This window comes from Paenirhodobacter ferrireducens, from assembly GCF_004022265.1.
Taxonomy (GTDB): domain Bacteria; phylum Pseudomonadota; class Alphaproteobacteria; order Rhodobacterales; family Rhodobacteraceae; genus Rhodobacter; species Rhodobacter ferrireducens.
In genome coordinates this window covers 175,405-198,557 of record NZ_SAVB01000001.1, presented here as the reverse complement: position 1 = coordinate 198,557, position 23,153 = coordinate 175,405, and the positions used below count along the sequence as shown (strand labels likewise).

General features: G+C 67.4%; 24 protein-coding genes. 16 read left to right on the top strand and 8 right to left on the bottom strand.

The features are described 5' to 3' along the window. Positions 1–38: 38 nt before the first annotated feature. Complete coding sequence (locus EOW65_RS00960) at positions 39–824, bottom strand: heme-dependent oxidative N-demethylase family protein (protein WP_128147148.1); 786 nt, start codon at positions 822–824, stop codon at positions 39–41. Positions 825–1,068: 244 nt separating this feature from the next. Next, positions 1,069–1,476: a DUF6314 family protein gene (locus tag EOW65_RS00955; protein ID WP_128147147.1), complete on the bottom strand. Its 408-nt coding sequence runs from the start codon at positions 1,474–1,476 to the stop codon at positions 1,069–1,071. Between the two features lie 77 nt (positions 1,477–1,553). Here EOW65_RS00955 and purB point away from each other — a divergent pair, with 77 nt between their 5' ends. The 6 genes from purB (at position 1,554) to EOW65_RS00930 (ending at position 7,475) form a co-directional block, all read left to right on the top strand. Then, the gene (gene purB, locus EOW65_RS00950; protein ID WP_128147146.1) at positions 1,554–2,861 is read left to right on the top strand and encodes an adenylosuccinate lyase; all 1,308 of its coding nucleotides are present in this window, start codon (positions 1,554–1,556) and stop codon (positions 2,859–2,861) included. A 145-nt stretch (positions 2,862–3,006) separates the two neighbouring features. After that, entirely contained in the window at positions 3,007–4,038 is a 1,032-nt protein-coding gene (locus EOW65_RS00945; protein ID WP_240664426.1) for a flagellar motor switch protein FliG, read from the top strand. Positions 4,039–4,301: 263 nt separating this feature from the next. Further along, the gene (gap, locus tag EOW65_RS00940) at positions 4,302–5,306 is read left to right on the top strand and encodes a type I glyceraldehyde-3-phosphate dehydrogenase (RefSeq protein ID WP_113899401.1); all 1,005 of its coding nucleotides are present in this window, start codon (positions 4,302–4,304) and stop codon (positions 5,304–5,306) included. A 30-nt stretch (positions 5,307–5,336) separates the two neighbouring features. Further along, complete coding sequence (locus EOW65_RS19860; RefSeq protein WP_164879948.1) at positions 5,337–5,480, top strand: hypothetical protein; 144 nt, start codon at positions 5,337–5,339, stop codon at positions 5,478–5,480. A 97-nt stretch (positions 5,481–5,577) separates the two neighbouring features. Beyond that, entirely contained in the window at positions 5,578–6,579 is a 1,002-nt protein-coding gene (gene gap / locus EOW65_RS00935; protein ID WP_128147144.1) for a type I glyceraldehyde-3-phosphate dehydrogenase, read from the top strand. Positions 6,580–6,842: 263 nt separating this feature from the next. Next, the gene (locus EOW65_RS00930; RefSeq protein WP_128147143.1) at positions 6,843–7,475 is read left to right on the top strand and encodes a MarC family protein; all 633 of its coding nucleotides are present in this window, start codon (positions 6,843–6,845) and stop codon (positions 7,473–7,475) included. 2 nt (positions 7,476–7,477) lie between these two features. On the opposite strand, the gene coaD is transcribed toward EOW65_RS00930, so the two are convergent. The 3 genes from coaD to EOW65_RS00915 all read right to left on the bottom strand — a co-directional run bounded on the left by coaD (position 7,478) and on the right by EOW65_RS00915 (position 9,476). After that, positions 7,478–7,975: a pantetheine-phosphate adenylyltransferase gene (gene coaD, locus EOW65_RS00925; protein WP_128147142.1), complete on the bottom strand. Its 498-nt coding sequence runs from the start codon at positions 7,973–7,975 to the stop codon at positions 7,478–7,480. A 91-nt stretch (positions 7,976–8,066) separates the two neighbouring features. Then, positions 8,067–8,501 carry a CBS domain-containing protein gene (locus tag EOW65_RS00920; RefSeq protein WP_128147141.1) on the bottom strand — a complete coding sequence of 145 codons (435 nt, stop codon included), beginning with the start codon at positions 8,499–8,501 and terminating at the stop codon, positions 8,067–8,069. 75 nt (positions 8,502–8,576) lie between these two features. Then, complete coding sequence (locus EOW65_RS00915; protein WP_128147140.1) at positions 8,577–9,476, bottom strand: LysR family transcriptional regulator; 900 nt, start codon at positions 9,474–9,476, stop codon at positions 8,577–8,579. Positions 9,477–9,581: 105 nt separating this feature from the next. On the opposite strand from EOW65_RS00915, the gene EOW65_RS00910 reads away from it, so the two are divergent. The 9 genes from EOW65_RS00910 (at position 9,582) to EOW65_RS00870 (ending at position 16,877) form a co-directional block, all read left to right on the top strand. Continuing rightward, on the top strand, positions 9,582–11,081 hold the full coding sequence (locus EOW65_RS00910; RefSeq protein ID WP_128147139.1) for a CoA-acylating methylmalonate-semialdehyde dehydrogenase: 1,500 nt from the start codon (positions 9,582–9,584) through the stop codon (positions 11,079–11,081). A 200-nt stretch (positions 11,082–11,281) separates the two neighbouring features. Beyond that, positions 11,282–12,427 carry an acyl-CoA dehydrogenase family protein gene (locus EOW65_RS00905; RefSeq protein ID WP_128147138.1) on the top strand — a complete coding sequence of 382 codons (1,146 nt, stop codon included), beginning with the start codon at positions 11,282–11,284 and terminating at the stop codon, positions 12,425–12,427. Beyond that, positions 12,427–13,476, top strand: coding sequence for a 3-hydroxyisobutyryl-CoA hydrolase (locus tag EOW65_RS00900; protein WP_128147137.1), 1,050 nt, complete (start codon positions 12,427–12,429; stop codon positions 13,474–13,476). Before EOW65_RS00905 ends, EOW65_RS00900 begins: the two co-directional genes overlap by 1 nt. A 30-nt stretch (positions 13,477–13,506) precedes the next feature. Beyond that, positions 13,507–14,379, top strand: coding sequence for a 3-hydroxyisobutyrate dehydrogenase (gene mmsB / locus EOW65_RS00895; RefSeq protein WP_128147136.1), 873 nt, complete (start codon positions 13,507–13,509; stop codon positions 14,377–14,379). A gap of 30 nt (positions 14,380–14,409) precedes the next feature. Further along, entirely contained in the window at positions 14,410–14,934 is a 525-nt protein-coding gene (locus EOW65_RS00890) for a hypothetical protein (RefSeq protein WP_128147135.1), read from the top strand. A gap of 98 nt (positions 14,935–15,032) precedes the next feature. Next, on the top strand, positions 15,033–15,689 hold the full coding sequence (locus EOW65_RS00885; RefSeq protein WP_128147134.1) for a Crp/Fnr family transcriptional regulator: 657 nt from the start codon (positions 15,033–15,035) through the stop codon (positions 15,687–15,689). A gap of 116 nt (positions 15,690–15,805) precedes the next feature. Further along, positions 15,806–16,009, top strand: a complete 204-nt coding sequence (locus EOW65_RS00880) for a YgaP family membrane protein (RefSeq protein ID WP_113899413.1) — start codon at positions 15,806–15,808, stop codon at positions 16,007–16,009. A 114-nt stretch (positions 16,010–16,123) separates the two neighbouring features. Beyond that, on the top strand, positions 16,124–16,504 hold the full coding sequence (locus EOW65_RS00875) for a hypothetical protein (protein ID WP_240664425.1): 381 nt from the start codon (positions 16,124–16,126) through the stop codon (positions 16,502–16,504). Position 16,505: 1 nt separating this feature from the next. Next, positions 16,506–16,877, top strand: a complete 372-nt coding sequence (locus tag EOW65_RS00870) for a hypothetical protein (protein ID WP_128147133.1) — start codon at positions 16,506–16,508, stop codon at positions 16,875–16,877. 3 nt (positions 16,878–16,880) lie between these two features. On the opposite strand, the gene uvrA is transcribed toward EOW65_RS00870, so the two are convergent. Then, a complete protein-coding gene (gene uvrA / locus EOW65_RS00865; protein ID WP_128147132.1) occupies positions 16,881–19,754 on the bottom strand; it encodes an excinuclease ABC subunit UvrA in 2,874 nt (957 codons plus the stop codon). Positions 19,755–20,019: 265 nt separating this feature from the next. Here uvrA and EOW65_RS00860 point away from each other — a divergent pair, with 265 nt between their 5' ends. Further along, positions 20,020–20,391 (top strand): rhodanese-like domain-containing protein, encoded by a 372-nt coding sequence (locus EOW65_RS00860; protein WP_128147131.1) that lies wholly within the window; start codon positions 20,020–20,022, stop codon positions 20,389–20,391. Between the two features lie 57 nt (positions 20,392–20,448). Here the strand turns inward: EOW65_RS00860 and EOW65_RS00855 are convergent, their stop codons facing one another. Then, positions 20,449–21,606 carry an MFS transporter gene (locus EOW65_RS00855; protein ID WP_128147130.1) on the bottom strand — a complete coding sequence of 386 codons (1,158 nt, stop codon included), beginning with the start codon at positions 21,604–21,606 and terminating at the stop codon, positions 20,449–20,451. A 103-nt stretch (positions 21,607–21,709) separates the two neighbouring features. Further along, positions 21,710–23,107, bottom strand: a complete 1,398-nt coding sequence (lpdA, locus tag EOW65_RS00850; RefSeq protein ID WP_128147129.1) for a dihydrolipoyl dehydrogenase — start codon at positions 23,105–23,107, stop codon at positions 21,710–21,712. Positions 23,108–23,153: the final 46 nt, after the last annotated feature.

Here is a 23,153-nt window from a genome sequence, read left to right as displayed (position 1 = left end):
AAGAGCGCATGGGCAGGCAGGGCGTCACGTCGCGCCTCTCAGGCCGCCTCGCGGATCGGGAACTCGGCCAGCAGCGCCGCCTGTTCGGGGCTGAGGGCCGCAGGCTCGACCACATAGGTGTGGATCGAGAAGGAGACGTAGCGGGTTTCAGGCAGACGCACGAGGCCCTGACGCTCGACCCGGATGAAGGGCAGATCGCCCTCGGGGGCGCGGCCCTGCGCCTCGCGGCGCGGGTTGTGCAGGGCGGCGTTCGAGTGATGTGCGGTGCCGCGCATCAGCACCCGGCCCGGCTGCACCCCGTCCATCAGCCGTTGTACCCGCGCGCCGACATCCTCGGTGTATTTCGCGACGGGGCGGTGAATGCCCATCATCGGCCGGCCGAATTTCTCGGCCAGCATCCAGCCGGCCGGGAAACACAGCACGGCACCGGCAAGCACATGTCCATCCGGCCCCTCGCGCATCAGGCACAGATCCTCCTGCACCAGCCGGCCGAGGGTGGCGAGCGGCGCATCGGGATCGAGCGCCACCTCGACCCCGTCGGGCCGGCGCAGCCCGCCCGCGACCGGCACGAAGCCAAGCGCCGGCAGCAGATCAAGCACCATGGCGTAAAGCTCGTCGGCCGCCGCCTGCGCCTCGGGGGCAAGCGCCAGAACGGCCTCTGGACAGCTGGCAATCAACCGCTCCCGCTCGGCCATCTGGGCCCCATAGGCGTCATCGACCTCGAGCCACTCCTCCATGGGGATTGGCAAAATCCCCGGCAGGCGGCGGGTGCGCGCGTCGGCCCAGGGGGCGAAGGGAAGTCGGCTCTGTCGGATCTCGCTCATGACGGCAGAGGAGCGCCGAATCCGCGCCCGCGCAAGGGGGCAGATGTCGAAAGCGGGCTTTCCGCCCCCTCGGCGCATATGCGCCTCACCGCCGAGGATTTTTTCAGCAATTAGAAGCAGGGGGCGGCTGCGAAATCCCGGCGGATCGAAGCGGACAGGCCCTCTCCCGCTTCCAATTGCCGAAAATATCCCGAGGGGTGTCCGCAGGACGGTGGGCAGCCCCCCCCCTTCCGCCCTGCCCGCCTCAGCCGCGCCGGTAGCGCGAGCGCATCACATAGTCCTTGCGCGGCCCCGTCACCCTCCACTCGGCGCGCCAGTCGGGCCAGGCGGCGAAATCGTAGCGCACACGGTAATCGTCGGGGTCGCACCAGTGATGCGCCGCCGGCATCGCCGGGTCGAAGCGGTGGAAGGGCCGGCCGTCGGAGAAGAGCACGACGATCTCCGCCCCCTCCTCGCGCCACAGATACGCGCGTTCGGCCCGCATCGGGGCGGCGCCCGGAAGGGTGAGTGTGCCCGTCTCGTGATAGGCGAGCCCCGTGCCGTCCGGGGTGAAGCACACGCGCCCCTCGAAGCGCGCGAGGCCCGTGCCCGGCTGAGCGATCTCGCGCGCGAGCGTCCATTCCCCTGCAAAATCGCTCAGCCGCAGCCGCATTGCCGTCCCTTTGCCTTGCCCGAAGGTGCCGCGCAGTCTAGAAGCCCGGCAACGCTGCCACAACCGAGAGGCCCGCCATGATCCCGCGTTATTCCCGCAAAGAGATGGTCGACATCTGGGAACCCGCCACCAAGTTCAAGATCTGGTACGAGATCGAGGCGCATGCCTGCGACGCCCAGGCAGAACTCGGCGTGATCCCGAAGGAAAGCGCCGCCGCCGTCTGGAAGGCGAAGGATGTCGAGTTCGACGTCGCCCGCATCGACGAGATCGAAGCCGTCACCAAGCATGACGTGATCGCCTTCCTGACGCATCTGGCCGAACATATCGGCTCGACCGAGGCGCGCTTCGTGCACCAGGGCATGACCTCCTCGGACGTGCTCGACACCACGCTGAACGTGCAGCTGACGCGCGCCGCGGACATCTTGCTGAAGGACATGGACCGCGTCCTGGCCGCGCTGAAGAAGCGCGCCTTCGAGCACAAGGACACCGTCCGCATCGGCCGCTCGCACGGCATCCACGCCGAGCCCACCACGATGGGCCTGACCTTCGCGCGCTTCTACGCCGAGATGGACCGCAACAGGGCCCGTCTGGCGGCGGCGCGCGCGGAAGTGGCCACCGGCGCGATCTCGGGCGCGGTCGGCACCTTCGCCAACATCGACCCGCGCGTCGAGGAACACGTGTGCAAGATGATGGGGCTGCGCCCCGAGCCGATCTCGACCCAGGTGATCCCGCGCGACCGTCACGCGATGTTCTTCGCCACCCTTGGCGTGATCGCCTCCTCGATCGAGAACGTCGCGATCGAGGTCCGCCACATGCAGCGCACCGAGGTGCTCGAGGCCGAGGAATTCTTCTCGAAGGGGCAGAAGGGCTCGTCGGCGATGCCGCACAAGCGCAACCCGGTGCTGAGCGAGAACCTCACCGGCCTTGCCCGCCTTGTCCGCATGGCGGTGGTGCCGGCGATGGAGAACGTCGCGCTCTGGCACGAGCGCGACATCTCGCACAGCTCGGTCGAGCGCGGCATCGGCCCGGACACCACGGTAACGCTCGACTTCGCGCTGAACCGGCTCGCGGGTCTGATCGAGAACCTCGTGATCTACCCCGAGAACATGCTGAACAACCTCAACAAGTTCAAAGGGCTGGTGATGTCGCAGCGGGTGCTTCTGGCGCTGACCCAGGCCGGTGTCAGCCGCGAGGATGCCTATCGTCTGGTGCAGCGCAACGCGATGAAGGTCTGGGAGCATGGCGCCGACTTCAAGACCGAGCTGCTCGCCGACCCCGAGGTCACCGCGGCGCTGAGCCCGGCCGAGATCGAGGAGAAATTCGACCTCGGCTATCACACCAAGCATGTCGACACGATCTTCGCCCGCGTCTTCGGCGACGTCTGACCCGACCTGCCGCCGCGCCTTCGGGGGCGGCGGCTAACCGGCCCTTAACCCTCCCGTGGCAGGTTGCGCCGCAGTGCAACCCGCAACGGAGGCGGATGTGGAACTTGCCCGGATCCCCCCCGGCCCCCAGGCCGGGGCGAAGCCTGTGACCGCAACGGCGGTGGTCGCGCTCTCGCCGCAGCAGAAGGCGGCGATCATCGTCCGGCTGCTGTCGTCGGAGGGGATGCGGTTGCCGCTTGCCGAGCTGAGCGAGGACCAGCAGACCGAGCTGACGGCGCAGATCGGCGCGATGAAGCTTGTCGATCGCGATACGCTGCACGCGGTGGTGGCGGAATTCTGCGAGGCGCTCGAAGCCGTGGGACTGACCTTTCCGAACGGGCTCGACGGCGCGCTGAGCCTGCTGGACGGACAGCTCTCCTCGGCCGCGACCAGCCGGCTGCGGCGCCTGGCGCTTGCCAGTACCGGCGCCGATCCCTGGGAGCGGATCCTCGGCCTCTCGACCGAGACGCTGCTGCCGGTGATGACCGAGGAAAGCGTCGAGGTGGCGGCGGTGCTGCTGTCGAAGCTTGCGGTGCCGAAGGCGGCAGAGCTGCTCGGCCGACTGCCGGGCGAGCGGGCGCGGCGCATCGCCTATGCGGTATCGCTGACCGGCAATGTCGCCCCCGAGACCGTACAGCGGATCGGCGTCGCCCTCGCCCAGCAGCTCGATTCGGTGCCCGCACGCGCCTTCGACACCGGCGCGGTCGAGCGTGTCGGCGCGATCCTGAATCAATCCGCCGCGGCAACGCGCGAAGACGTGCTGATCGGCCTCGAGGAAGAGGACCAGGACTTCGCCGAGAAAGTGCGCAAGGCGATCTTCACCTTCACCAACATCCCGCAACGGATCGACACCCGCGACGTGCCGCGCATCCTGCGCAACGTCGATCAGCCGCAACTGATCGTCGCGCTGGCCGGTGCCACCGGCGAGGACGAGAAGGCAGCCGAGTTCATCCTTGCCAACCTGTCGCAACGCATGGCGGCCTCGCTGCGCGAAGAGATGGGCAGCCTCGGCAAGCTGCGCGCGAAGGATGTCGAGGCGGCGATGGCCGCGGTGGTTGGCGTGATCCGCGAGATGGAGGCGGCGGGCGAGCTGAATCTGCTTGCCGAGGACGACGCGCCGGACCCCGTGCAAAGCTGAGCCGCCCTGCGACTCACCCGGGCCGCGGGCCATCCCCCTCCGCTGTCCGGCCCGCCCTGCGCGCGGGCCGTGCGGCCCGTGCCGCCGGCGGTCTTCCGCCGGTGGTGACGGCTTCGCCGCTACCGTTACCGCAACCACGCGATGTTTCCGCTATCATGCTGAAACGACGGGTTTTCCGGTCTTGCATGCCATGGTATGCGCACGCCGACACTGCATCGAGTCCGCGCGATCGCCCCTCGCATCGCCCAGTCAGGAGAGCGCATATGACCGTCACCATCGGGATCAATGGCTTTGGCCGCATCGGCCGCTGCACGCTGGCCCATATCGCCGAAGCCGCGCGCAACGACGTTCAGGTCGTCAAGATCAACGCCACCGGCCCGATCGAGACCAACGCCCACCTGCTGAAATACGACTCGGTGCACGGCCGCTTCGGCGGTCCGGTGAAGGTCGAGGGCAAGACGCTCGACCTCGGCCAGGGCCCGATCGAGGTGATGTCGACCTACAACCCCGACGAGCTGAACTGGGACGGCGTCGACGTCGTCCTCGAATGCACCGGCAAGTTCAACTCGCGCGAGAAGGCCGCCGTCCACCTCGGCCGCGGCGCGAAACGCGTCCTGGTCTCGGCGCCGGCCACCAATGCCGACAAGACCATCGTCTATGGCGTGAACCACCGCGAACTGCTGCCCGAGCATCTGGTCGTGTCGAACGGCTCGTGCACCACGAACTGCCTTGCGCCGCTCGCCAAGGTGCTGAACGACAGCATCGGCATCGAGTCGGGGATCATGACCACGGTGCACAGCTACACCGGCGACCAGCCGACGCTCGACCGCCGCCACAAGGACCTCTATCGCGCCCGCGCCGCGGCGATGGCGATGATCCCGACCTCGACCGGCGCCGCGAAGGCGATCGGCGAGGTGCTGCCGGAACTGGCCGGCCGCCTCGACGGCACCTCGCTGCGCGTGCCGACGCCGAATGTCTCGGCCGTCGATCTGACCTTCATCGCCGGTAAGTCGGTCACCCGCGACGAGGTGAACGAGATCATGCGCGAGGCCGCCGCCGGCCACATGGGCAAGGTTCTGGCCTATGACCCCGAGCCCAAGGTCTCGATCGACTTCAACCACACGCCCTATTCGTCTATCTTTGCTCCGGACCAGACCAAGGTCACCGGCGGGCGCCTGGTGCGCGTGCTGGCGTGGTACGACAACGAATGGGGCTTCTCCTGCCGCATGGCCGACGTGGCCGGTGCGATCGGACGGCTCCTGCAGTAATCCCGGGGCAGGCCCGGGACGAGGGAGCGGATGAACACCCCCATCTCCATCGGGCTTGCCGCCCTGATCTTTCTGTGTCTGCTGGCGGATGCGCTCTTCAACGGCTGGGGCGCGTCACTTTTTCTCGCCCGAAAATCCGTCGATCTGATCGACTGGGTCGCGTTCTGGCGCTGAGCCCCGCGTTTTGCCATTGACCTTTCGTGGAAATTTCACAGCCTAGACCTAGTCTAGGTTGTGCGGTCTGTCGCGAAGGCAATCGAAGGAGACACGGATGTCGGTCAAGGTGGCAATCAACGGTTTCGGCCGTATCGGGCGCAATGTGCTGCGCGCAATCATCGAATCGGGTCGCACCGACATCGAGGTCGTGGCGATCAATGACCTTGGCCCGGTGGAGACCAACGCGCATCTGCTGCGCTTCGATTCGGTGCATGGCCGGTTTCCGGCAGAGGTGACGACCGGCGAGGACTGGATCGATTGCGGCCGCGGCGCGATGAAGGTGACGGCGCTGCGCAACCCGGCGGAATTGCCCTGGGCGGGCGTCGATGTGGTGCTCGAATGCACCGGCATCTTCACCTCGAAGGAGAAATGTCTGCCGCATCTCGAGAACGGCTCGAAGCGGGTGCTGATCTCGGCTCCGGGCGAAGGCGCGGACAAGACCATCGTCTTCGGCGTGAACGACAAGACCCTGACCAAGGATGACCTGATCGTCTCGAATGCCTCGTGCACGACGAACTGCCTCTCCCCCGTCGCGAAGGTGCTGAACGATGCGATCGGCATCGAGAAGGGCTTCATGACCACGATCCACAGCTATACGGGCGACCAGCCGACGCTCGACACGCTGCACAAGGATCTCTACCGCGCCCGCGCCGCGGCGCTGAGCATGATCCCGACCTCGACCGGCGCGGCGAAGGCCGTGGGCCTCGTGCTGCCCGAACTCAAGGGCAAGCTCGACGGCGTGGCGATCCGGGTGCCGACGCCGAATGTCTCGGTCGTCGATCTGGTCTTCACTGCGAAGCGCGCGACCACCGTCGAGGAAATCAACGCTGCGATCGAGGCCGCCGCGAACGGGCCGCTGAAGGGCATCCTCGGCTACACCAAATACAAGAATGTCTCGATGGACTTCAACCACGACAGCCATTCCTCGGTCTTCCACATGGACCAGACCAAGGTGATGGACGGCACCATGGTGCGCATCCTGTCGTGGTATGACAACGAATGGGGCTTCTCGAACCGGATGTCGGACACCGCCGTTGCCATGGGCAAGCTGATCTGACCGACATCTGGCCTTCCGGTTGCCAGGGGCGCCCCGCCGGGCGCCCCTTTCGCATTGCCCCTGCATCCTGTGCCTCCTTCCCGGGCAAAGCCGCCTGCTGCGCCTGCAAGGCGGGCGGTGCAGGCAGTGCATCGCCAGCGGGCGTGGTTTTCACGCAACGCGCGCGCATGTGATCGGTGCGGCCCCCGGTATCGCGCCCAGGCCCCTTGGCCCCGGGGGCACCCCTCTGCTAGGGTTCGGCAACCCCTTGAAAGGATTGCCCCTTGCTCAGCCCCGCGCAGCTTCTGCAGGAATTCATCACGCTGTGGGTCGTGATCGACCCGATCGGCACGCTGCCGGTGTTCCTGGCTGTCACCGCGGGGATGAGCGCGGGTCAGCGCCGCGCCGTGGCGATCCGCGCGGTGGTCGTGTCCTTCGTGGTGCTGACGCTCTTCATTGTGCTCGGTCAGGTGGTTCTTGATGCCCTCGGCCTTGCGCTGCCCGCCTTCCAGATCGCCGGCGGGATCGTGCTCTTCCTCTTCGCGCTGACGATGATCTTCGGTCATTCGAAGCCCGAGGAAGAGATCGCCGAGGCCGAGCGGGTGCGCCAGACCTCGGTCTTCCCGGTGGCGATCCCCTCGATCGCCTCGCCGGGCGCGATGCTGACGGTGGTGATCCTGACCGACAACGACCGTTTCGCCATCGCCCATCAGGCGGTGACGACGGCGCTGATGGCGCTGGTGCTGGCGGTGACGCTGGGCATCATGCTGGCCGCCTCGCCGCTGTTGCGGGTGATCGGCACCACCGGCGCCGCGGTGATCAGCCGGGTGATGGGGATGCTGCTGGCCGCGGTCGCCGTCGATGCGGTGCTGCGCGCCTTCGTCTCGATCGGCGTGCTGCCCTCATTCAGCGGCTGAGCTCAGCCCTTGCCGAGCTTCGCCAGAAGCCGGGTCTGCACCGCCGGGGTGACGAAGCGCGACACCTCGCCATCGAGCCGGGCGATCTCTTTCACCAGTTTCGAGGCGATCGCCTGACGCCGAGCATCGGCCATCAGGAACACCGTCTCGACACTGGCATCGAGGGCGCGGTTCATGCCCACCATCTGGAACTCGTATTCGAAATCGGCGACGGCGCGCAGCCCGCGGATGATGACATTCGCATTCACATCGCGCGCACAGTGAATCAGCAGATTCTCGAACGGATGCACGACGATCTCGCCGCCACAGCGCGCGGTGATCTCGGCGCATTCGGCCTCGAGCATCTCCACCCGTTCCTCGAGAGTGAACAGCGGCCCCTTGTCGCGGTTGATCGCCACCCCGATCACCAGCCGGTCGACGAGCGGCATCGCGCGCTGGATGATGTCGATATGCCCCAGCGTCACCGGATCGAAAGTTCCGGGGTACAGGCCGATGCGCATGGGCTCCTCCTCAGTGCCGTTCCTCACAGGTCAAGGGCACGCAACAAGATTGCGCGCCCTTTTGCAAGACTTGTGATGCCGCATCGCGGCGTCAGTTGCCCATGATCATCCCGGTCAGGGCTTCCTTTTCGAGGTGCAGCTCGCCCAGTCGAGCGGCGATCACATCGCGGATCGAGATCAGCCCGACCATCTCGCCTTCCTCGATCACCGGCATGTGGCGGAAGCCGCCTGCGCTCATCTGCTCCATCACCTCTTCGGTGGTGTCGGTCCGCGTGCAGCCCACGGCGTTGCGGGTCATCACTTCCTCGACCATCAGGCTCAGTGCCGCGGGGCCGCGCCGGCCGAGCTCGCGCACCACGTCGCGTTCCGAGATGATGCCGTCGACGTGCTTGCCATCGGTCGAGACGATCAAGGCGCCGATCCTGCGGGCCGAGAGCACCCGCGCCACCTCTGCAACCGTGGTGCCCGGCACCACCGTCACCACCCCGTCGTCCCCCTTCGACTTCAGAATCTGCAGAACCTGCATCGCAACCTCCCTTTGCATGCCACATCTCAGCGTCACAACTGCGTGATCGTCTGTCAAGTGACGCGAAGGTCGGGGTCACTGCACCGCCGCCGCGGCCTCGAGCCGCGCGATCTCCGCACGCAGCCCCTGGCCAAGCGCCTCGGCGAGCCGCCCGAGCCGTTCCGAGCGGCGGTCATCGGCATGGCGCAACAGCCAGAAGGTGCGGCGAAGGCCGATCTCGTCGGGCAGCACCCGGCTCACCCCCGGGCAGAAGGGAATGGCGAAGTCATGCACGATGCCGAGCCCCGCCCCCGCCCGCACCATCTGCATCTGCACCGACACGGAATTCGAGGCGAGCCCCACCGCCTCGGCCCCGGTTTCGGCGAGATAGTCGAGTTCCTTGTCGAAGATCATGTCGGGGATATAGCCGATCATCCGGTGCCCGCGCAGATCGGCCCGGCTGGTGATCGGCGGATGCGCCGCCAGATAATCGCGGTCGGCGGCCAGATGGAGCTGATAATCGGCCAGCTTCTGCACCGTCAGCCGCCCCGCCGTCGGCCGCGACACGGCAATCGCCATGTCCGCCTCGCGTTTCGACAGGTTGAACAGCCGCGGCAGGGCGATCAGCTGGATCTCGAGCCCCGGATGCGCATCACAGATCGCCGCGCAGACCTGCGGCAGAAGATAGTTCGCGCAGCCATCTGGCGCCCCGATCCGCAATTGCCCGGTCAGCTGCCCCGCCTCCCCCGACAGCGCCTCCTCGGCCGCCGCCGTCGCCGCCTCGGCGGCCTCGGCATGGGGCAGGAGCCGCGCCCCCGCATCGGTCAGCGCGTAGCCATGCGGCGATTTCAGGAAGAATTTCGCCCCCAGCCCCTCCTCGAGCCGCGCGATCCGCCGCCCGACCGTCGCAGCGTCGCATTTCAGCACCCGCCCCGCGCCCGACAGGCTTTCCGCCCGCGCCACCGCCAGAAACACCCGCAGATCGTCCCAATCCATCGCTCAACCTTTGCAGAAACGCAAAACACCTTTTGCCAGACTTCCTCTTTTACGGTGATTTTCGCAAGGCTAAGGTTTGCCCGACCAATTCACGGGAGGCACTCGATGCAAGAGATCGGACACTGGATCAACGGCAAGCTGGTGGCGGGCACGTCCGGCCGCTTCACCGACGTCTACAACCCGGCGACGGGCGAGGTGCAGACGCGCGTCGCGCTTGCCACCACCGCGGAGCTTGACGCGGCGGTTGCCGCCGCCGCCGCCGCGCAGCCGGTCTGGGCCGCGACCAACCCGCAGCGCCGCGCCCGGGTGATGATGAAATTCGGCGACCTGATCAACGCGCACATGGACGAGCTGGCCGAGCTCGTCTCGCGCGAGCACGGCAAGACCCTGCCAGACGCGCGCGGCGACGTGCAGCGCGGGCTCGAGGTGATCGAGGTCTGCATGGGCGCGCCGGCCCTTCTCAAGGGCGAATACACCGACAGCGCCGGCCCGGGCATCGACCTTTATTCGATGCGTCAGCCGCTTGGCGTCGTCGCCGGCATCGCGCCCTTCAACTTCCCGGCGATGATTCCGCTGTGGAAGATGGGCCCGGCCCTCGTTGCCGGCAACGCGATGATCCTGAAGCCCTCCGAGCGCTGCCCCTCGACCTCGATCCGGCTCGCCCAGCTTGCCCAGGAAGCGGGCCTGCCCGATGGCGTGCTGCAGGTGGTGAACGGCGACAAGGAAGTCGTGGACGCGATCCTCGACAACGAGACCGTGCAGGCCGTGGGCTTCGTCGGCTCGACCCCGATCGCGCAGTACATCTATGGCCGTGCCTGCTCGAACGGCAAGCGTGCGCAGTGCTTCGGCGGCGCGAAGAACCACATGATCATCATGCCCGACGCCGACCTCGACAAGGCGGCCGATGCGCTGGTGGGCGCGGGCTTCGGCGCGGCGGGCGAACGCTGCATGGCGATCTCGGTCGCGGTTCCGGTGGGCAAGGAAACCGCCGACCGTCTGATCGAGAAGCTGGTGCCGAAGATCGAAAAGCTCAAGGTCGGCCCCTATACCGCGGGCAACGACGTCGACTTCGGGCCGGTCATCACCAAGCAGGCGCAGGACCGGATCAACGGGCTGATCGGCTCGGGCGTCGAGCAGGGTGCGACCCTTGTCGTCGACGGCCGCGCGCTGAAGATCCAGGGCTACGAGAACGGCTTCTACGTCGGCCCGACGCTGTTCGACGACGTCACCCCCGAGATGGACATCTACCGCCAGGAGATCTTCGGGCCGGTGCTGTCGACGGTGCGGATGGACAGCTATGAAGACGCGCTGAAGCTGGTGATCGACAACGATTACGGCAACGGCACCGCGATCTTCACCGCCGATGGCGACACCGCGCGCGATTTCGCCAGCCGCGTCAACGTCGGCATGGTCGGCATCAACTTCCCGATCCCGGTGCCGCTGAGCTACTACACCTTCGGCGGCTGGAAGAAGTCGGCCTTCGGCGACCTGAACCAGTATGGCCCCGACGCGCTGCGCTTCTACACCAAGACGAAGACCGTCACCGCGCGCTGGTTCTCGGGCATCAAGGACGGCGCCAGCCTGAACTTCAAGGCGCTCGACTGAGACAACGGCCGCGCCCTTCGGGGCGCGGCTGCCTCCGGCGGGAGTATTTGCGCCAGGAAAAGACCCGCGCGCTTTTCCTGGTCCAAATACTCCGGGGTGAGGCCGAAGGCCGGGGGGCAGCGCCCCTGCCCCCTTGCAAAATCCGCGCGCCGGATGAAAATTGAACGCATATTCATTTCCAGAGTTTCGGGGAGGAAACCATGGATTTCGCGCTGAGCGAGGAGCAGCTGGCCATCTTCGACATGGCCTTCGCCTTCGGACAGGAGAATATCGCGCCCTTCGCCCGGGACTGGGAGGCCGAGGGCACGATCCCGAAGACACTCTGGCCGCAGCTGGCGGAACTCGGCCTTGGCGGGCTTTACGTTTCCGAAGACTACGGCGGCACCGGGCTCAGCCGGCTTGACGCGACACTGGTCTTCGAGGCGCTGGCGATGGCCTGCCCGGCCGTGGGCTCGTTCCTCTCGATCCACAACATGTGCGGCGGGATGATCGACAAGTTCGGCTCGCCCGAGACCAAGGCCCGCTGGCTGCCCGGTCTGTGCAGCATGGAGACGATCTTTTCCTATTGCCTGACCGAGCCCGGTTCGGGCTCGGATGCGGCGGCGCTGCGCACCCGCGCCGAGCGCGCCGAGGGCGGCTGGAAGCTCAACGGCACCAAGGCGTTCATCTCGGGCGGCAGCTATTCCGACGCCTATCTGACGATGGTGCGCAGCGGTGGCGACGGACCGAAGGGCATCTCCTGCATGGTGATCGAGGCGGGCACCCCGGGGCTCAGCTTCGGTGCGCTCGAGGACAAGATGGGCTGGCGTGCGCAGCCGACCGCGCAGGTGCAGTTCGACGATTGCGTGATTCCGGCCGAGAATCTGGTCGGCGAGGAAGGCCGCGGCTTCGCCTATGCCATGGCCGGGCTTGACGGCGGGCGGCTCAATATCGCGGCTTCTGCGCTTGGCGGGGCGCAGGCGGCCTTCGACGCGACGCTCGTTTACATGGGCGAACGCAAGGCCTTCGGCCGCACGCTCGACGGCTTCCAGGCGCTGCAGTTCCGTCTCGCCGAGATGGAGGTGAAGCTGCAATCGGCCCGCACCTTCCTGCGCCAGGCCGCATGGAAGCTTGACGCCGGCGCCCCGGACGCCACGAAATTCTGCGCGATGGCAAAGCTTTACGTCACCGACGCCGCCTTCGAGGTGGCCAACCAGTGCCTGCAGCTGCATGGTGGCTATGGCTACCTTGCCGATTACGGCATCGAGAAGATCGTGCGCGACCTGCGCGTGCACCAGATCCTCGAGGGGACGAATGAAATCATGCGGCTGATCGTCAGCCGCGCAGTGCTGGCGGAGCGGGACTGATGACCGAAGAGGCGACGATGATCGTGCGCAAGGAGGGCCGCGCGGGGCGGCTCACCTTCAACCGGCCGAAGGCGCTCAATGCGCTCGACGCCGAGATGGCCGAGGCGATCGACCGGGCGCTGAGCGACTGGCGCGACGACCCCGAGGTTGCGGTCGTGGTGATCGACGCCGTGGGCGAGCGCGCCTTCTGCGCCGGCGGCGACATCGCCAAGATCTATCACCAGGGCCGCGCCGGCGATTTCAGCACCGGCCCGCGCTTCTGGCGCGAGGAATACCGGATGAATGCCCGGCTCGCGGAATATGGCAAGCCCGTCGTCTCCTTCATGCAGGGCTTCGTGATGGGCGGCGGCGTCGGCGTCGGCGGCCACGCGCATCACCGGGTGGTGGGCGACACGACGCAGATCGCCATGCCCGAAACCGGCATCGGCCTGATCCCCGACGTCGGCGGCACCTTGCTGCTGGCGAAGGCGCCGGGCCGCGTCGGCGAATACCTCGGTGTCACCGGCAGCCGGATCGGCGCGGCGGATGCGATCTATGCGGGCTTTGCCGATCTCTACCTGCCCGAGGCGGAGTGGGAGCCAGTGAAGACGCAGCTGATCGCGACCGGCGATCCCTCGGTTCTGCCGAAAGGCCGCGTGCCGGCCACGAAGGGGCGGCTGGCCGATCTCCGGCCGCAGATCGAGGCTACCTTCGGCGGGCGCGACATCCACGAGATCGTCGCCGCGCTCGAGGCCTCGGGTACGCATTTCGCCACCGAGACGCTGGCCATCCTGCGCCGCAACTCGGCACTCTCCGAGGAGGCGACGCTGCGGCTCGTGCGGATGACCCGCGCCACGCCCACCATCCGCGACGCCCTGTCGAACGAGTTCCGCTTCACCCTGCGCGCCGTCGAGAAGGCCGATTTCCTCGAGGGCGTGCGGGCGCAGATCATCGACAAGGATCGCAGCCCGAACTGGAAATACAGCCTCGAGACCCTGCCGATGGCCGAGGTCGCGGCGCTGCTCGACCCGCTGCCGCGGGACTGGGAGATCGCCTTCGAAACTGCTTGAAGGTTGCGGCACAACACATTGGGAGGAAACATGAAGATCGGTTTCATCGGACTTGGGAACATGGGCGGGCCGATGGCCGCCAACCTGGTGAAGGCAGGGCATGAGGTGACGGGCTTCGACCTCAGCGCACCGATGCCCGAGGGGGTGGCGAAGGCCGCTTCCGCGGCGGCGGCGGCGCAGGGCGCCGAGGTCGTCTTCACCATGCTGCCCAATGGCGCGATCCTGCGCGCCGTGGCGGTCGAGGTGATCCCGGCGATGCCGAAGGGCGCGGTGCTGTGCGACTGCTCGACCGTCGATGTCGAGAGCGCGCGGGCGGTGGCCGAACAGGCGGTGGCGGCCGGGCTTGCGGCGCTTGACGCGCCCGTTTCGGGCGGTGTCGGCGGGGCGACGGCGGGCACGCTGACCTTCATGGTCGGCGGGCCGGATGCAGCCTTCGCCACGGTGCAGCCGCTGTTCGACATCATGGGCCAGAAGGCGGTGCATTGCGGTGCCGCGGGCGCCGGTCAGGCCGCGAAGATCTGCAACAACATGATCCTCGGCGTCACCATGATCGCCACCTGCGAGGCCTTTGCGCTCGCCGACAAGCTCGGCCTCGACCGCTCGAGGATGTTCGACGTCGTTTCGACCTCCTCGGGCTACAGCTGGTCGATGAACGCCTATTGCCCGGCCCCGGGCGTGGGCCCCACCTCGCCCGCCGACAATGACTACAAGCCCGGCTTCGCGGCCGAGCTGATGCTCAAGGATCTGCGGCTGAGCCAGCAGGCGGCCGAGGCGGCGGATGCCGACACCCCGATGGGGCAGCTGGCGGCGGCGCTCTACACCACCTTCGTCGAGGCCGAGGATGGCCGCGGCAAGGACTTCTCGGCGATGCTGCCGCGGCTTGCGGCGCGTCATCGCGGCTGAGGGCGAAAATCCGGCCGGGGGTGCGACGGAATGTCCGCCCCCGGCCGTTTCTCTTTCATGATCACCGTCATGAGGGAGAGCAGTTTCATGCAGATCACCACGCGCAAGACCATCCTGGCCGCCATGATGGCAAGCCTTGCCGTCAGCCTGACCGCGCCGATGGCCTCGGCCCAGGGCAATCCGTCCGCCTGCGTCCTGCTGCCCGACGGCATGCGCAAATGCGACGGCCAGCCGGCGCAGAAGACGCAGTCGCAAAAAGCCCAGCCGTCGCAGAAGTCACAGCCGACCCAGAAGGCCACGGGCCCGAAGACCTCGACCCCGACAAAATCCGCGCCCCCGGCAAAGTCGGCGTCGCAGAAGGTGCCCGCCCCGCATGTGGGTGATTCCGCCCGCAAGGGCGCCCTCTTCCAGCAGGCGAAGAACAGCCGCCTGCCCGCACCGCCCGCGCATCAGCACTACCGCGTCGTCGACAACACTGTCGTGCGGGTCGACGACACCACGCTGAAGGTGGTGGCCGTCGTCGGGCTTCTCAGCACCATCCTGAATTCGAAATAAGCGGCCATCACGCATGGCTGGAACGGGGTGCCCCTACAGGCGCCCCGTTTTCTCATGCCCCGCTTGCGCCGCGCGGTCCGGCGGGCCAAAACCGGCGCATGAGCGACTGGATTTCCGACACCCCCGCCCTTTTCGACCTTGAGCCCTCCGCGCGTTCCGCACTCGCCACGCTTACCCCCGTGACCGTGCCGCGCGGTGCGGTGCTGTTTCGCCCGGGCGAGGCGGTCGCGGGCTTTGCCCTCGTGCTCTCGGGCCGGATCGAGGTGTTCCTCACCGGCGCGAACGGCCGCGAGCTGCTGCTTTACGCGGTCGAGCCCGGCCAGAGCTGCGTGCAGACGACGCTCGGCCTGCTGGGCGAGGCCGCCTATTCGGGCGAGGCCGTCACCACCCGCGACACCCGGCTGGTGATGGTGCCGCGGGCGCTTTTCCTGCAACTGATGGACAGCTCGCCGGGGTTTCGCCGCATGGTCTTCGCCGCCTTCGCCGAACGGATGGAGGGGATGATCCGGCTGATGGAGCGGGTCTCGTTCCAGTCGGTCGATTGCCGGCTGGCGGCCTTCCTGACGGCACAGGCGCAGGGAGGCCACCTCGAGGCGACGCAGCAGGAAATCGCCTGCCAGATCGGCTCGGCGCGCGAGGTGGTGTCGCGCCGGCTCGAAAGCTTCGAGCGGCGGGGATGGGTGCGGCGCGGCCGCGGCCGGGTCGAGATCACCGATGCCGCGGCGCTTGCCCGCCTTGCCCTCGCCGAGGCCTGAAGACCGGCGGCTGAGCTTTTCGCAACCGCAGCGTGATCTGGTCACAGACAGGACGCCCCGGCTGCGCTACCCTGTGCGCATCGGGCCAAAGCGGCCCCTGACACAGGAGCTTGACCATGTTCAAGAAGAACGAAGGAACCGTGGACCGCGTGGCGCGCATCGTCGTCGGGCTGGTGCTGATCGGCATCTACCTCGCCAACCCGGCCGGCGCCTGGAACTGGCTTGGCCTGATCGGGATCATCCCGCTGGTGACCGGGCTGCTCGGCACCTGCCCGCTCTATTCGATCCTCGGCATCAACACCTGCCCGATGAAGAAGTGACCCCTCGGCCCCGGGGGCCTTCGGCGCCTTGCCGCCGATGCCCCGGGGCCGCTGCAGTTCGGGGGAACACGGCGCCGGGATTCGGGTTATCTCCTCGACAGAAGGAGATACGACATGAGTCTTGCGAAGATCGCCCCCGCGCTCGGCCTTGCGCTGAGCCTTGTGATCGTCCCGGTGGCCGGCCTTGCCGGCAATGGTCACGGCCATGACGAGGGCCACGGCCATGATCGCCGCACGGTGATCCATGCCCAGGCCCCCGGCTGCCCGCCCGGCCTCGCCAAGAAGAACAATGGCTGCATGCCCCCGGGCCAGGCGAAGAAATGGCAACGCGGCGATCGGATTGTCGGAGATTACATCGTGATTCACGATCCCGACCGTTACCACCTCGACCGCCGCTATACCTACTGGCGCAGCGGAGACTACATCTACCGGGTCGAACCGCAGACCGGCAAGGTGCTGAACCTGATCGGCGCGGTCTCGGCGCTTCTGAACTGAGATGACGTGCCCGGCGCGCGCCCTGCCCCTGTTGCTCGTCGCGGCGCTGGCCGCGGCGGGTTCTGGGACCAGCGCGAGGGCCGAGCCGGCGCTGCCCGAGGGCGCCTCGGCCTGCAAGGTGATGCAGGGCTCGGGCGTGACCTTCTGCAAATTCGGCAACCGCTGGATCGCCACCACGGCCCGCGCGCCCGATCTTGCCGTCGGCGATCCCTTCCCGATCTACGAACAGTCGATGCTGATGGATCTCGACCGCTACGGCCTGCCGCCGGTCGACGGGCCGTGGCGCTATTACCGGCGCGACGGGGTGATCTACAAGGTCTCGGCGCGCGACGGCCGGGTGATCGAGATCCTCGGCCGCCGCACCAGCCGCTGAGCCCTATTCGGCCGCGGCCTTCATCCCCAGCATCGGTGCGAGATAGCGCCCGGTATGGCTGCGCGGGTTCACCGCGACCTCCTCCGGCGTGCCGGTCGCGACGATCTGGCCACCGCCATCGCCGCCCTCGGGGCCGATGTCGATGAGCCAGTCGGCGGTCTTGATGACATCAAGGTTGTGCTCGATCACCACCACGGTGTTGCCCTGGTTGACCAGCTCGTGCAGCACCTCGAGGAGCTTGCGCACATCCTCGAAATGCAGCCCCGTGGTCGGCTCGTCGAGGATGTAGAGGGTGCGGCCGGTGGCGCGCCGCGCCAGTTCCTTCGACAGCTTCACCCGCTGCGCCTCGCCACCCGACAACGTCGTCGCCTGCTGGCCGACCTTGATGTAGCCCAGGCCCACCTCAACCAGCGCATCCATCTTCTCGCGGATCGAGGGCACCGCCTTGAAGAAGCCCTGCGCATCCTCGACGGTCATGTCGAGCACATCGGCGATCGACTTGCCCTTGAACTGGATCTCCAGCGTCTCGCGATTGTAGCGCTTGCCCTTGCAGGTCTCGCATTCGACATAAACGTCGGGCAGGAAGTGCATCTCGATCTTAATCACGCCGTCGCCCTGACAGGCCTCGCAGCGCCCACCCTTGACGTTGAAGCTGAACCGCCCGGGCTTGTAGCCGCGCGCCTGCGCCTCGGGCAGACCGGCGAACCAGTCGCGGATCGGGGTGAAGGCGCCGGTGTAGGTCGCGGGGTTAGAGCGCGGCGTGCGCCCGATCGGGCGCTGATCGATGTCGATCACCTTGTCGAGATGCTCGAAGCCCTTGATCGTCTCGCAAGGCGCCGGGGTCTCGCGCGCGCCGTTCAAGCGCATCGCCGCGGTCTTGAACAGGGTCTCGATCGTCAGCGTCGACTTGCCGCCGCCCGAGACGCCGGTGACGCAGACGAACTTGCCGAGCGGAAAGTCGACCGTCACCTCCTTCAGGTTGTTGCCCGAGGCCTTGACCACGGTGAGCTTCTTGCCGTTACCCTTGCGCCGCTCGGCCGGCACCTCGATGCAGCGGCTGCCGGACAGATACTGGCCGGTGAGCGAGGCCGGATCGCGGGCGATCTCCTCGGGCGTGCCATGGGCGACGACGCGGCCGCCATGCACCCCCGCCCCCGGTCCGATGTCGAAGACATGGTCGGCCTGGCGGATCATGTCCTCGTCATGCTCGACCACCAGCACGGTGTTGCCCGCGTCGCGCAGGTTCTTCAGCGTGTCGATCAGCCGGTCGTTGTCGCGCTGGTGCAGCCCGATCGAGGGTTCGTCGAGCACGTAGAGCACCCCGGTCAGCCCCGAACCGATCTGCGAGGCGAGCCGGATGCGCTGGCTTTCGCCGCCCGAGAGCGTCCCGGCCGAGCGGCTGAGCGTCAGGTAGTCGAGCCCGACGTTCACCAGGAAGCCAAGCCGCTCGCGAATCTCCTTCAGGATCGGGCGGGCGATCTCGTTGCGCTGCTTGGTCAGCGACGCCGGCACGGTCTCGGCCCAGGCGTGGGCCTCGCGGATCGACATCTCGACCACCTGGCCGACGTGAAGCCCGCCGATCTTCACCGCCAGCGCCTCGGGGCGCAGACGGTAGCCATGGCAGCTGCCGCAGGGGCGGTTGTTCTGATAGCGCTCGAACTCCTCGCGCACCCAGGCGGAGTCAGTCTCGCGATAGCGCCGCTCCATATTCGGGATCACGCCCTCGAAGCTGCGGCTGACCTCGTAGACGCGGCCGGCCTCGTCGAAGCGGAACTTGATCTCGTCCTTGCCCGAGCCATAGAGGAACAGCTTCTGCACCGCTTCGGGCAGGTCCTTCCACGGTTTGCGCTTGTCGAAGCCGTAATGCTTCGCCAGCGCCTCGATGGTCTGGGTGAAATAGGGGCTCTTCGACTTCGCCCAGGGCGCCAGTGCGCCCGCGGGGATGGACAGCGACTGATCGGGCACGACAAGCCGCTCGTCGAAGAACAGCTCCACCCCCAGCCCGTCGCAGACCGGGCAGGCACCGAAGGGCGCGTTGAAGGAGAACAGCCGCGGCTCGATCTCGGGGATGGTGAAACCGCTCACCGGACAGGCGAATTTCTCGGAAAACGTGGTGCGCGCGGGCTCCTTGCCGGCCTCGATGTCGTCGGCACTCAGCGCCTCTTCGAAGATCGCGATGCCGTCGGCCAGATCGAGCGCGGTGCGGAAACTGTCGGCGAGCCGCGTCTCCAGCCCCTCGCGCACCACGATCCGGTCGACCACCACGTCGATGTTGTGGCGGAACTTCTTGTCGAGCACGGGCGGCTCCTCGAGCTCGTAGAAGGCGCCGTCGACCTTCACCCGCTGGAAGCCCGCCTTCTGCCATTCGGCGAATTCCTTGCGGTATTCGCCCTTGCGGTCGCGCACCACCGGCGCGAGCAGATAGCCGCGCGCGCCCTCGGGCATCGCCATCACCCGGTCCACCATGTCCTGCACCTGCTGCGCCTCAATCGGCAGGCCGGTCGCCGGGCTGTAGGGGGTTCCGACGCGGGCAAAGAGAAGGCGCAGGTAATCGTAGATCTCGGTCACCGTGCCGACCGTCGAGCGAGGGTTCTTCGAGGTCGTCTTCTGCTCGATCGAGATCGCCGGGCTCAGCCCCGAGATATGATCGACATCGGGCTTGCCCATCATGTCGAGGAATTGCCGCGCATAGGCCGACAGGCTTTCGACATAGCGCCGCTGCCCCTCGGCATAGATCGTGTCAAAGGCGAGCGAGGACTTGCCCGAGCCCGAGAGCCCGGTGATCACGGTCAGCGCATCGCGCGGAATGTCGAGATCGACATTCTTCAGGTTGTGCTCGCGCGCGCCGCGGATTTCGATGAACTTCTGCTCGGCCATGACCGCCCCCGTTACCACGCCCCCTAGATAGGGTATGGCGCGGGAGTCTCCAATCGAAATATGAGAACGGAAGCGGAACAATCGGCTGCCGATTGCCGGTGCGGCCCGAATTTCGGGCAGCAAGGCCGGGGCCGGCGTAACTCATTCGCTTTCGTGAATACATTTTTCGCCGCGACGCCGCATCCGGTCTTGATCTGGCACGGCGATCTGCCACATCAGAAGGCGACGCGGCCCACGGGGGGCTGCCCTGAACAGGAATGACAGCATGTTCAACTTTCTTCGCCCCGGCGGCGGCGCGCAGGTGCAACGCATCAACCCGAAGGACGCGGTGGCCAAGGCCGCCAAGGGCGAGATCACGCTGATCGACGTGCGCGACATGAACGAGCTGCGCGCCTCGGGCAAGGCGAAGGGCGCGCTGCATGTGCCGCTGAGCGTGGTCAAGATGAAATGCGATCCGTCGAGCCCGGAATGCCTGAAGGCGCTGTCGGTCGAGAAGCCGGTGGTGGTCTACTGCGCCTCGGGCGCGCGCTCGCAGGCGGCGGGGCAGATGCTCGCCCAGATGGGCTATCAGCAGGTGTTCAACCTTGGCGGGCTTTACGACTGGCATGCCGCGGGCGGCCCGATCGAGCGCGCCTGAGGGGCAGCGCACAGCCGTTGAAAAGGGGCGCGGCGCGCCCCTTTTTCATGCCCGCGGTCAGGCCCGGGCGCGGCGGCGCGACAGCCACAGGTGCATCGCGATGCCGCCAAGGCACAGGGGCAACGAAAAGGCCGCGATCGCCTGCGGCCCCATCGCCGCGGTCAGGGCAAGCAGCAGCGGCGTGCCGAGCGTGGTGCCGACATTGCCCAGCTGCGCGATGGCACCGGCCGCCTGCGCCCGGGTGGCGGGGGTGTCGTTGAGCTCGGGGATCGCGGCAAAGCTTGCGCCCTGCACGAAACCAAGCCCCGCCGAGAGCAGGAAGGCCGCGCCGACCTGCGCCACGCCCGAGGTGACGGCCCATCCCGCCGCGGCCAGCGCGCCGACGGCAAAGCCGATCTGGGCGGTGCGCACCGCGCCGATGCGGCGGGTGAACTGCACGCCGAGGCCCAGCGAGCTGGCGATCGACAGGAGCGGCATCACCGCCGCGGTCAGCCCGCGCAGCCGCGGCTCGACCAGCCCCGGCACCAGCGTCAGCGCGGCGACGAAGATCATCGTGTAGAAGACGAAGCCGAGCGCCGGGGCGGCGATGCGCGGGCTGGCATAGATCGCCAGATGGTCGCGCAGCACCGTGCCCGGCTGCAGTGGCGGCGCGGGCAGGATCGTCTCGCGCGGCAGCACCAGCGCCAGCAGCGCCGCCGCGACCAGCATCAGCCCCGCATGCACCGCCCAGAGCGCCGAGGCCCCATGCGCCTGCGCGAAGGGCAGCCCGAAGAAGGCCGTCACCGCGAAGGCAAGGCCGAAGAAGGTCGACCACAGCGTCATTGCCGCGGCCTGATCGCGCGGCGCCGCGCCCCCCGCGATCAGCACCGGCCCGGCCACGACAATGGCGAGATGGGCAAAGCCCTCGGCCACGCGCGAGGCGATCATCAGGCCAAGCGGCAGGCCAAGGCATTGCAGCGCCGAGAGCCCCGCCCCCGCCACCAGCGCGCCGATGATGATCCGCCGCGCGCCGGCGCGGGCCACGATCAACCCCGCCGTAGTGCCGAAGACGATCCCCACCGCCCCGACGACCGAGACCACCAGCCCAAGCCGCGTGCCGGCCTCGGGCCAGATCGCCGCAAGTTCCTGAAAGATCACGCCCACTTTCGCGAACTGACCCGCGGCGCAGAGCCCCGCGAACCACAGCGCGAAAATCGCGCCCCACCGCGTCTGCATCCTGCCCCGCTCCGTCAACTGAAAGGGGCCCCTGCGGGCCCCTTGCGACCCTGTGCCGCGGCGCGACACGAGGTCAAGAGAATTCAGACCGGACGGTCAGAAATCAGAAGTGGATCGCCCGGCCATAGGCATCGAGCACCGCCTCGTGCATCATCTCGCTCAGCGTCGGATGCGGGAAGACGGTCTCGATCAGGTCTTCCTCGGTGGTCTCAAGCTTGCGGCCGATGACATAGCCCTGGATGAGCTCGGTCACTTCGGCGCCGATCATGTGGGCGCCCAGAAGCTCGCCGGTCTTCGCGTCGAAGACCGTCTTCACCAGCCCTTCGGGCTCGCCAAGCGCGATCGCCTTGCCGTTGCCGACGAAGGGGAAGCGACCGACCTTGACCTCATAGCCCGCGGCCTTCGCCTTCTCCTCGGTCAGACCGACCGAGGCGACCTGCGGGTGGCAATAGGTGCAACCGGCAATCGAGCCGGGCTTGATCGGATGGGCGTGCTTGCCGGCGATCAGCTCGGCGACCATCACCCCCTCGTGGGAAGCTTTGTGCGCGAGCCATGGCGCCCCGGCGATGTCGCCGATCGCATACAGCCCCGGCACGCCGGTGCGGCAGAACTCGTCGACGACCACATGGGTGCGGTCGATCTTCACGCCAAGCGCCTCGAGCCCGAGGTTCTCGACATTGCCGACGATGCCGACGGCCGAGATCACCGTGTCGAACTCGGCCGTGGTGGTGCCCTTCGCGTCTTCGAGATGCGCGGTCACACCGACGCCCGGCTTGCGGTCGAGCTTCTTCACCGTGGTCTTCTCGAGGATCTTCATCCCCTGCTTGACGAAGGCCTTCTTGGCGAAGGCCGAGATCTCGGCATCCTCGACCGGCAGCACGCGGTCCATCACCTCGACCACCGTCACATCGGCGCCGAGCGTGTTGAAGAAGCTGGCGAATTCGATGCCGATCGCGCCCGAGCCGATGACCAGGAGCTTTTTCGGCATCCGCTTCGGCACCAGCGCGTGCTTGTAGGACCAGACCAGATCGCCATCCGCCTCGAGCCCCGGCAGGCTGCGCGCACGGGCGCCGGTGGCGAGGATGATGTTCTTCGCGGTCAGCTCTTCCACGCCCTTCTCGGTCTTGACCGAGACGAGGCCGGGCTTGGGCAAGCTGGCCTCGCCCATCACCACGGTGACCTTGTTCTTCTTCAGCAGATGCGCGACGCCGCCCGAAAGCTGCTTCGCCACCCCGCGCGAGCGCGCGACGACCGCGTCGAGGTCATAGCCAAGCCCCTCAGCCTTCAGGCCGAATTCCTTGGCGCGGTGCATCAGGTGGAAGACCTCGGCCGAGCGCAAAAGCGCCTTGGTCGGGATGCAGCCCCAGTTCAGGCAGATGCCGCCCAGATGCTCGCGTTCCACCACCGCGACGTTCAGCCCGAGCTGTGCGCCGCGGATCGCCGCCACATAACCCCCCGGCCCCGCGCCGATCACGATCATGTCGAAGCTTCTGGCAGCCATGTCTCACCCTCCGCTGAAAACTAGTTTGGTATTAAACTATTTCCCA

Excerpts from the sequence above, each read along its gene's own strand:
- EOW65_RS00960 (WP_128147148.1), bottom strand. The coding sequence starts at position 824 with ATGAGCGAGATCCGACAGAGCCGACTTCCCTTCGCCCCCTGGGCCGAC.
- EOW65_RS00955 (WP_128147147.1), bottom strand. The coding sequence starts at position 1,476 with ATGCGGCTGCGGCTGAGCGATTTTGCAGGGGAATGGACGCTCGCGCGC.
- purB (WP_128147146.1), top strand. The coding sequence starts at position 1,554 with ATGATCCCGCGTTATTCCCGCAAAGAGATGGTCGACATCTGGGAACCC.
- gap (WP_113899401.1), top strand. The coding sequence starts at position 4,302 with ATGACCGTCACCATCGGGATCAATGGCTTTGGCCGCATCGGCCGCTGC.
- EOW65_RS19860 (WP_164879948.1), top strand. The coding sequence starts at position 5,337 with ATGAACACCCCCATCTCCATCGGGCTTGCCGCCCTGATCTTTCTGTGT.
- gap (WP_128147144.1), top strand. The coding sequence starts at position 5,578 with ATGTCGGTCAAGGTGGCAATCAACGGTTTCGGCCGTATCGGGCGCAAT.
- coaD (WP_128147142.1), bottom strand. The coding sequence starts at position 7,975 with ATGCGCATCGGCCTGTACCCCGGAACTTTCGATCCGGTGACGCTGGGG.
- EOW65_RS00920 (WP_128147141.1), bottom strand. The coding sequence starts at position 8,501 with ATGCAGGTTCTGCAGATTCTGAAGTCGAAGGGGGACGACGGGGTGGTG.
- EOW65_RS00915 (WP_128147140.1), bottom strand. The coding sequence starts at position 9,476 with ATGGATTGGGACGATCTGCGGGTGTTTCTGGCGGTGGCGCGGGCGGAA.
- EOW65_RS00910 (WP_128147139.1), top strand. The coding sequence starts at position 9,582 with ATGCAAGAGATCGGACACTGGATCAACGGCAAGCTGGTGGCGGGCACG.
- EOW65_RS00905 (WP_128147138.1), top strand. The coding sequence starts at position 11,282 with ATGGATTTCGCGCTGAGCGAGGAGCAGCTGGCCATCTTCGACATGGCC.
- EOW65_RS00900 (WP_128147137.1), top strand. The coding sequence starts at position 12,427 with ATGACCGAAGAGGCGACGATGATCGTGCGCAAGGAGGGCCGCGCGGGG.
- mmsB (WP_128147136.1), top strand. The coding sequence starts at position 13,507 with ATGAAGATCGGTTTCATCGGACTTGGGAACATGGGCGGGCCGATGGCC.
- EOW65_RS00890 (WP_128147135.1), top strand. The coding sequence starts at position 14,410 with ATGTCCGCCCCCGGCCGTTTCTCTTTCATGATCACCGTCATGAGGGAG.
- EOW65_RS00885 (WP_128147134.1), top strand. The coding sequence starts at position 15,033 with ATGAGCGACTGGATTTCCGACACCCCCGCCCTTTTCGACCTTGAGCCC.
- EOW65_RS00880 (WP_113899413.1), top strand. The coding sequence starts at position 15,806 with ATGTTCAAGAAGAACGAAGGAACCGTGGACCGCGTGGCGCGCATCGTC.
- EOW65_RS00875 (WP_240664425.1), top strand. The coding sequence starts at position 16,124 with ATGAGTCTTGCGAAGATCGCCCCCGCGCTCGGCCTTGCGCTGAGCCTT.
- EOW65_RS00870 (WP_128147133.1), top strand. The coding sequence starts at position 16,506 with ATGACGTGCCCGGCGCGCGCCCTGCCCCTGTTGCTCGTCGCGGCGCTG.
- uvrA (WP_128147132.1), bottom strand. The coding sequence starts at position 19,754 with ATGGCCGAGCAGAAGTTCATCGAAATCCGCGGCGCGCGCGAGCACAAC.
- EOW65_RS00860 (WP_128147131.1), top strand. The coding sequence starts at position 20,020 with ATGTTCAACTTTCTTCGCCCCGGCGGCGGCGCGCAGGTGCAACGCATC.
- EOW65_RS00855 (WP_128147130.1), bottom strand. The coding sequence starts at position 21,606 with ATGCAGACGCGGTGGGGCGCGATTTTCGCGCTGTGGTTCGCGGGGCTC.
- lpdA (WP_128147129.1), bottom strand. The coding sequence starts at position 23,107 with ATGGCTGCCAGAAGCTTCGACATGATCGTGATCGGCGCGGGGCCGGGG.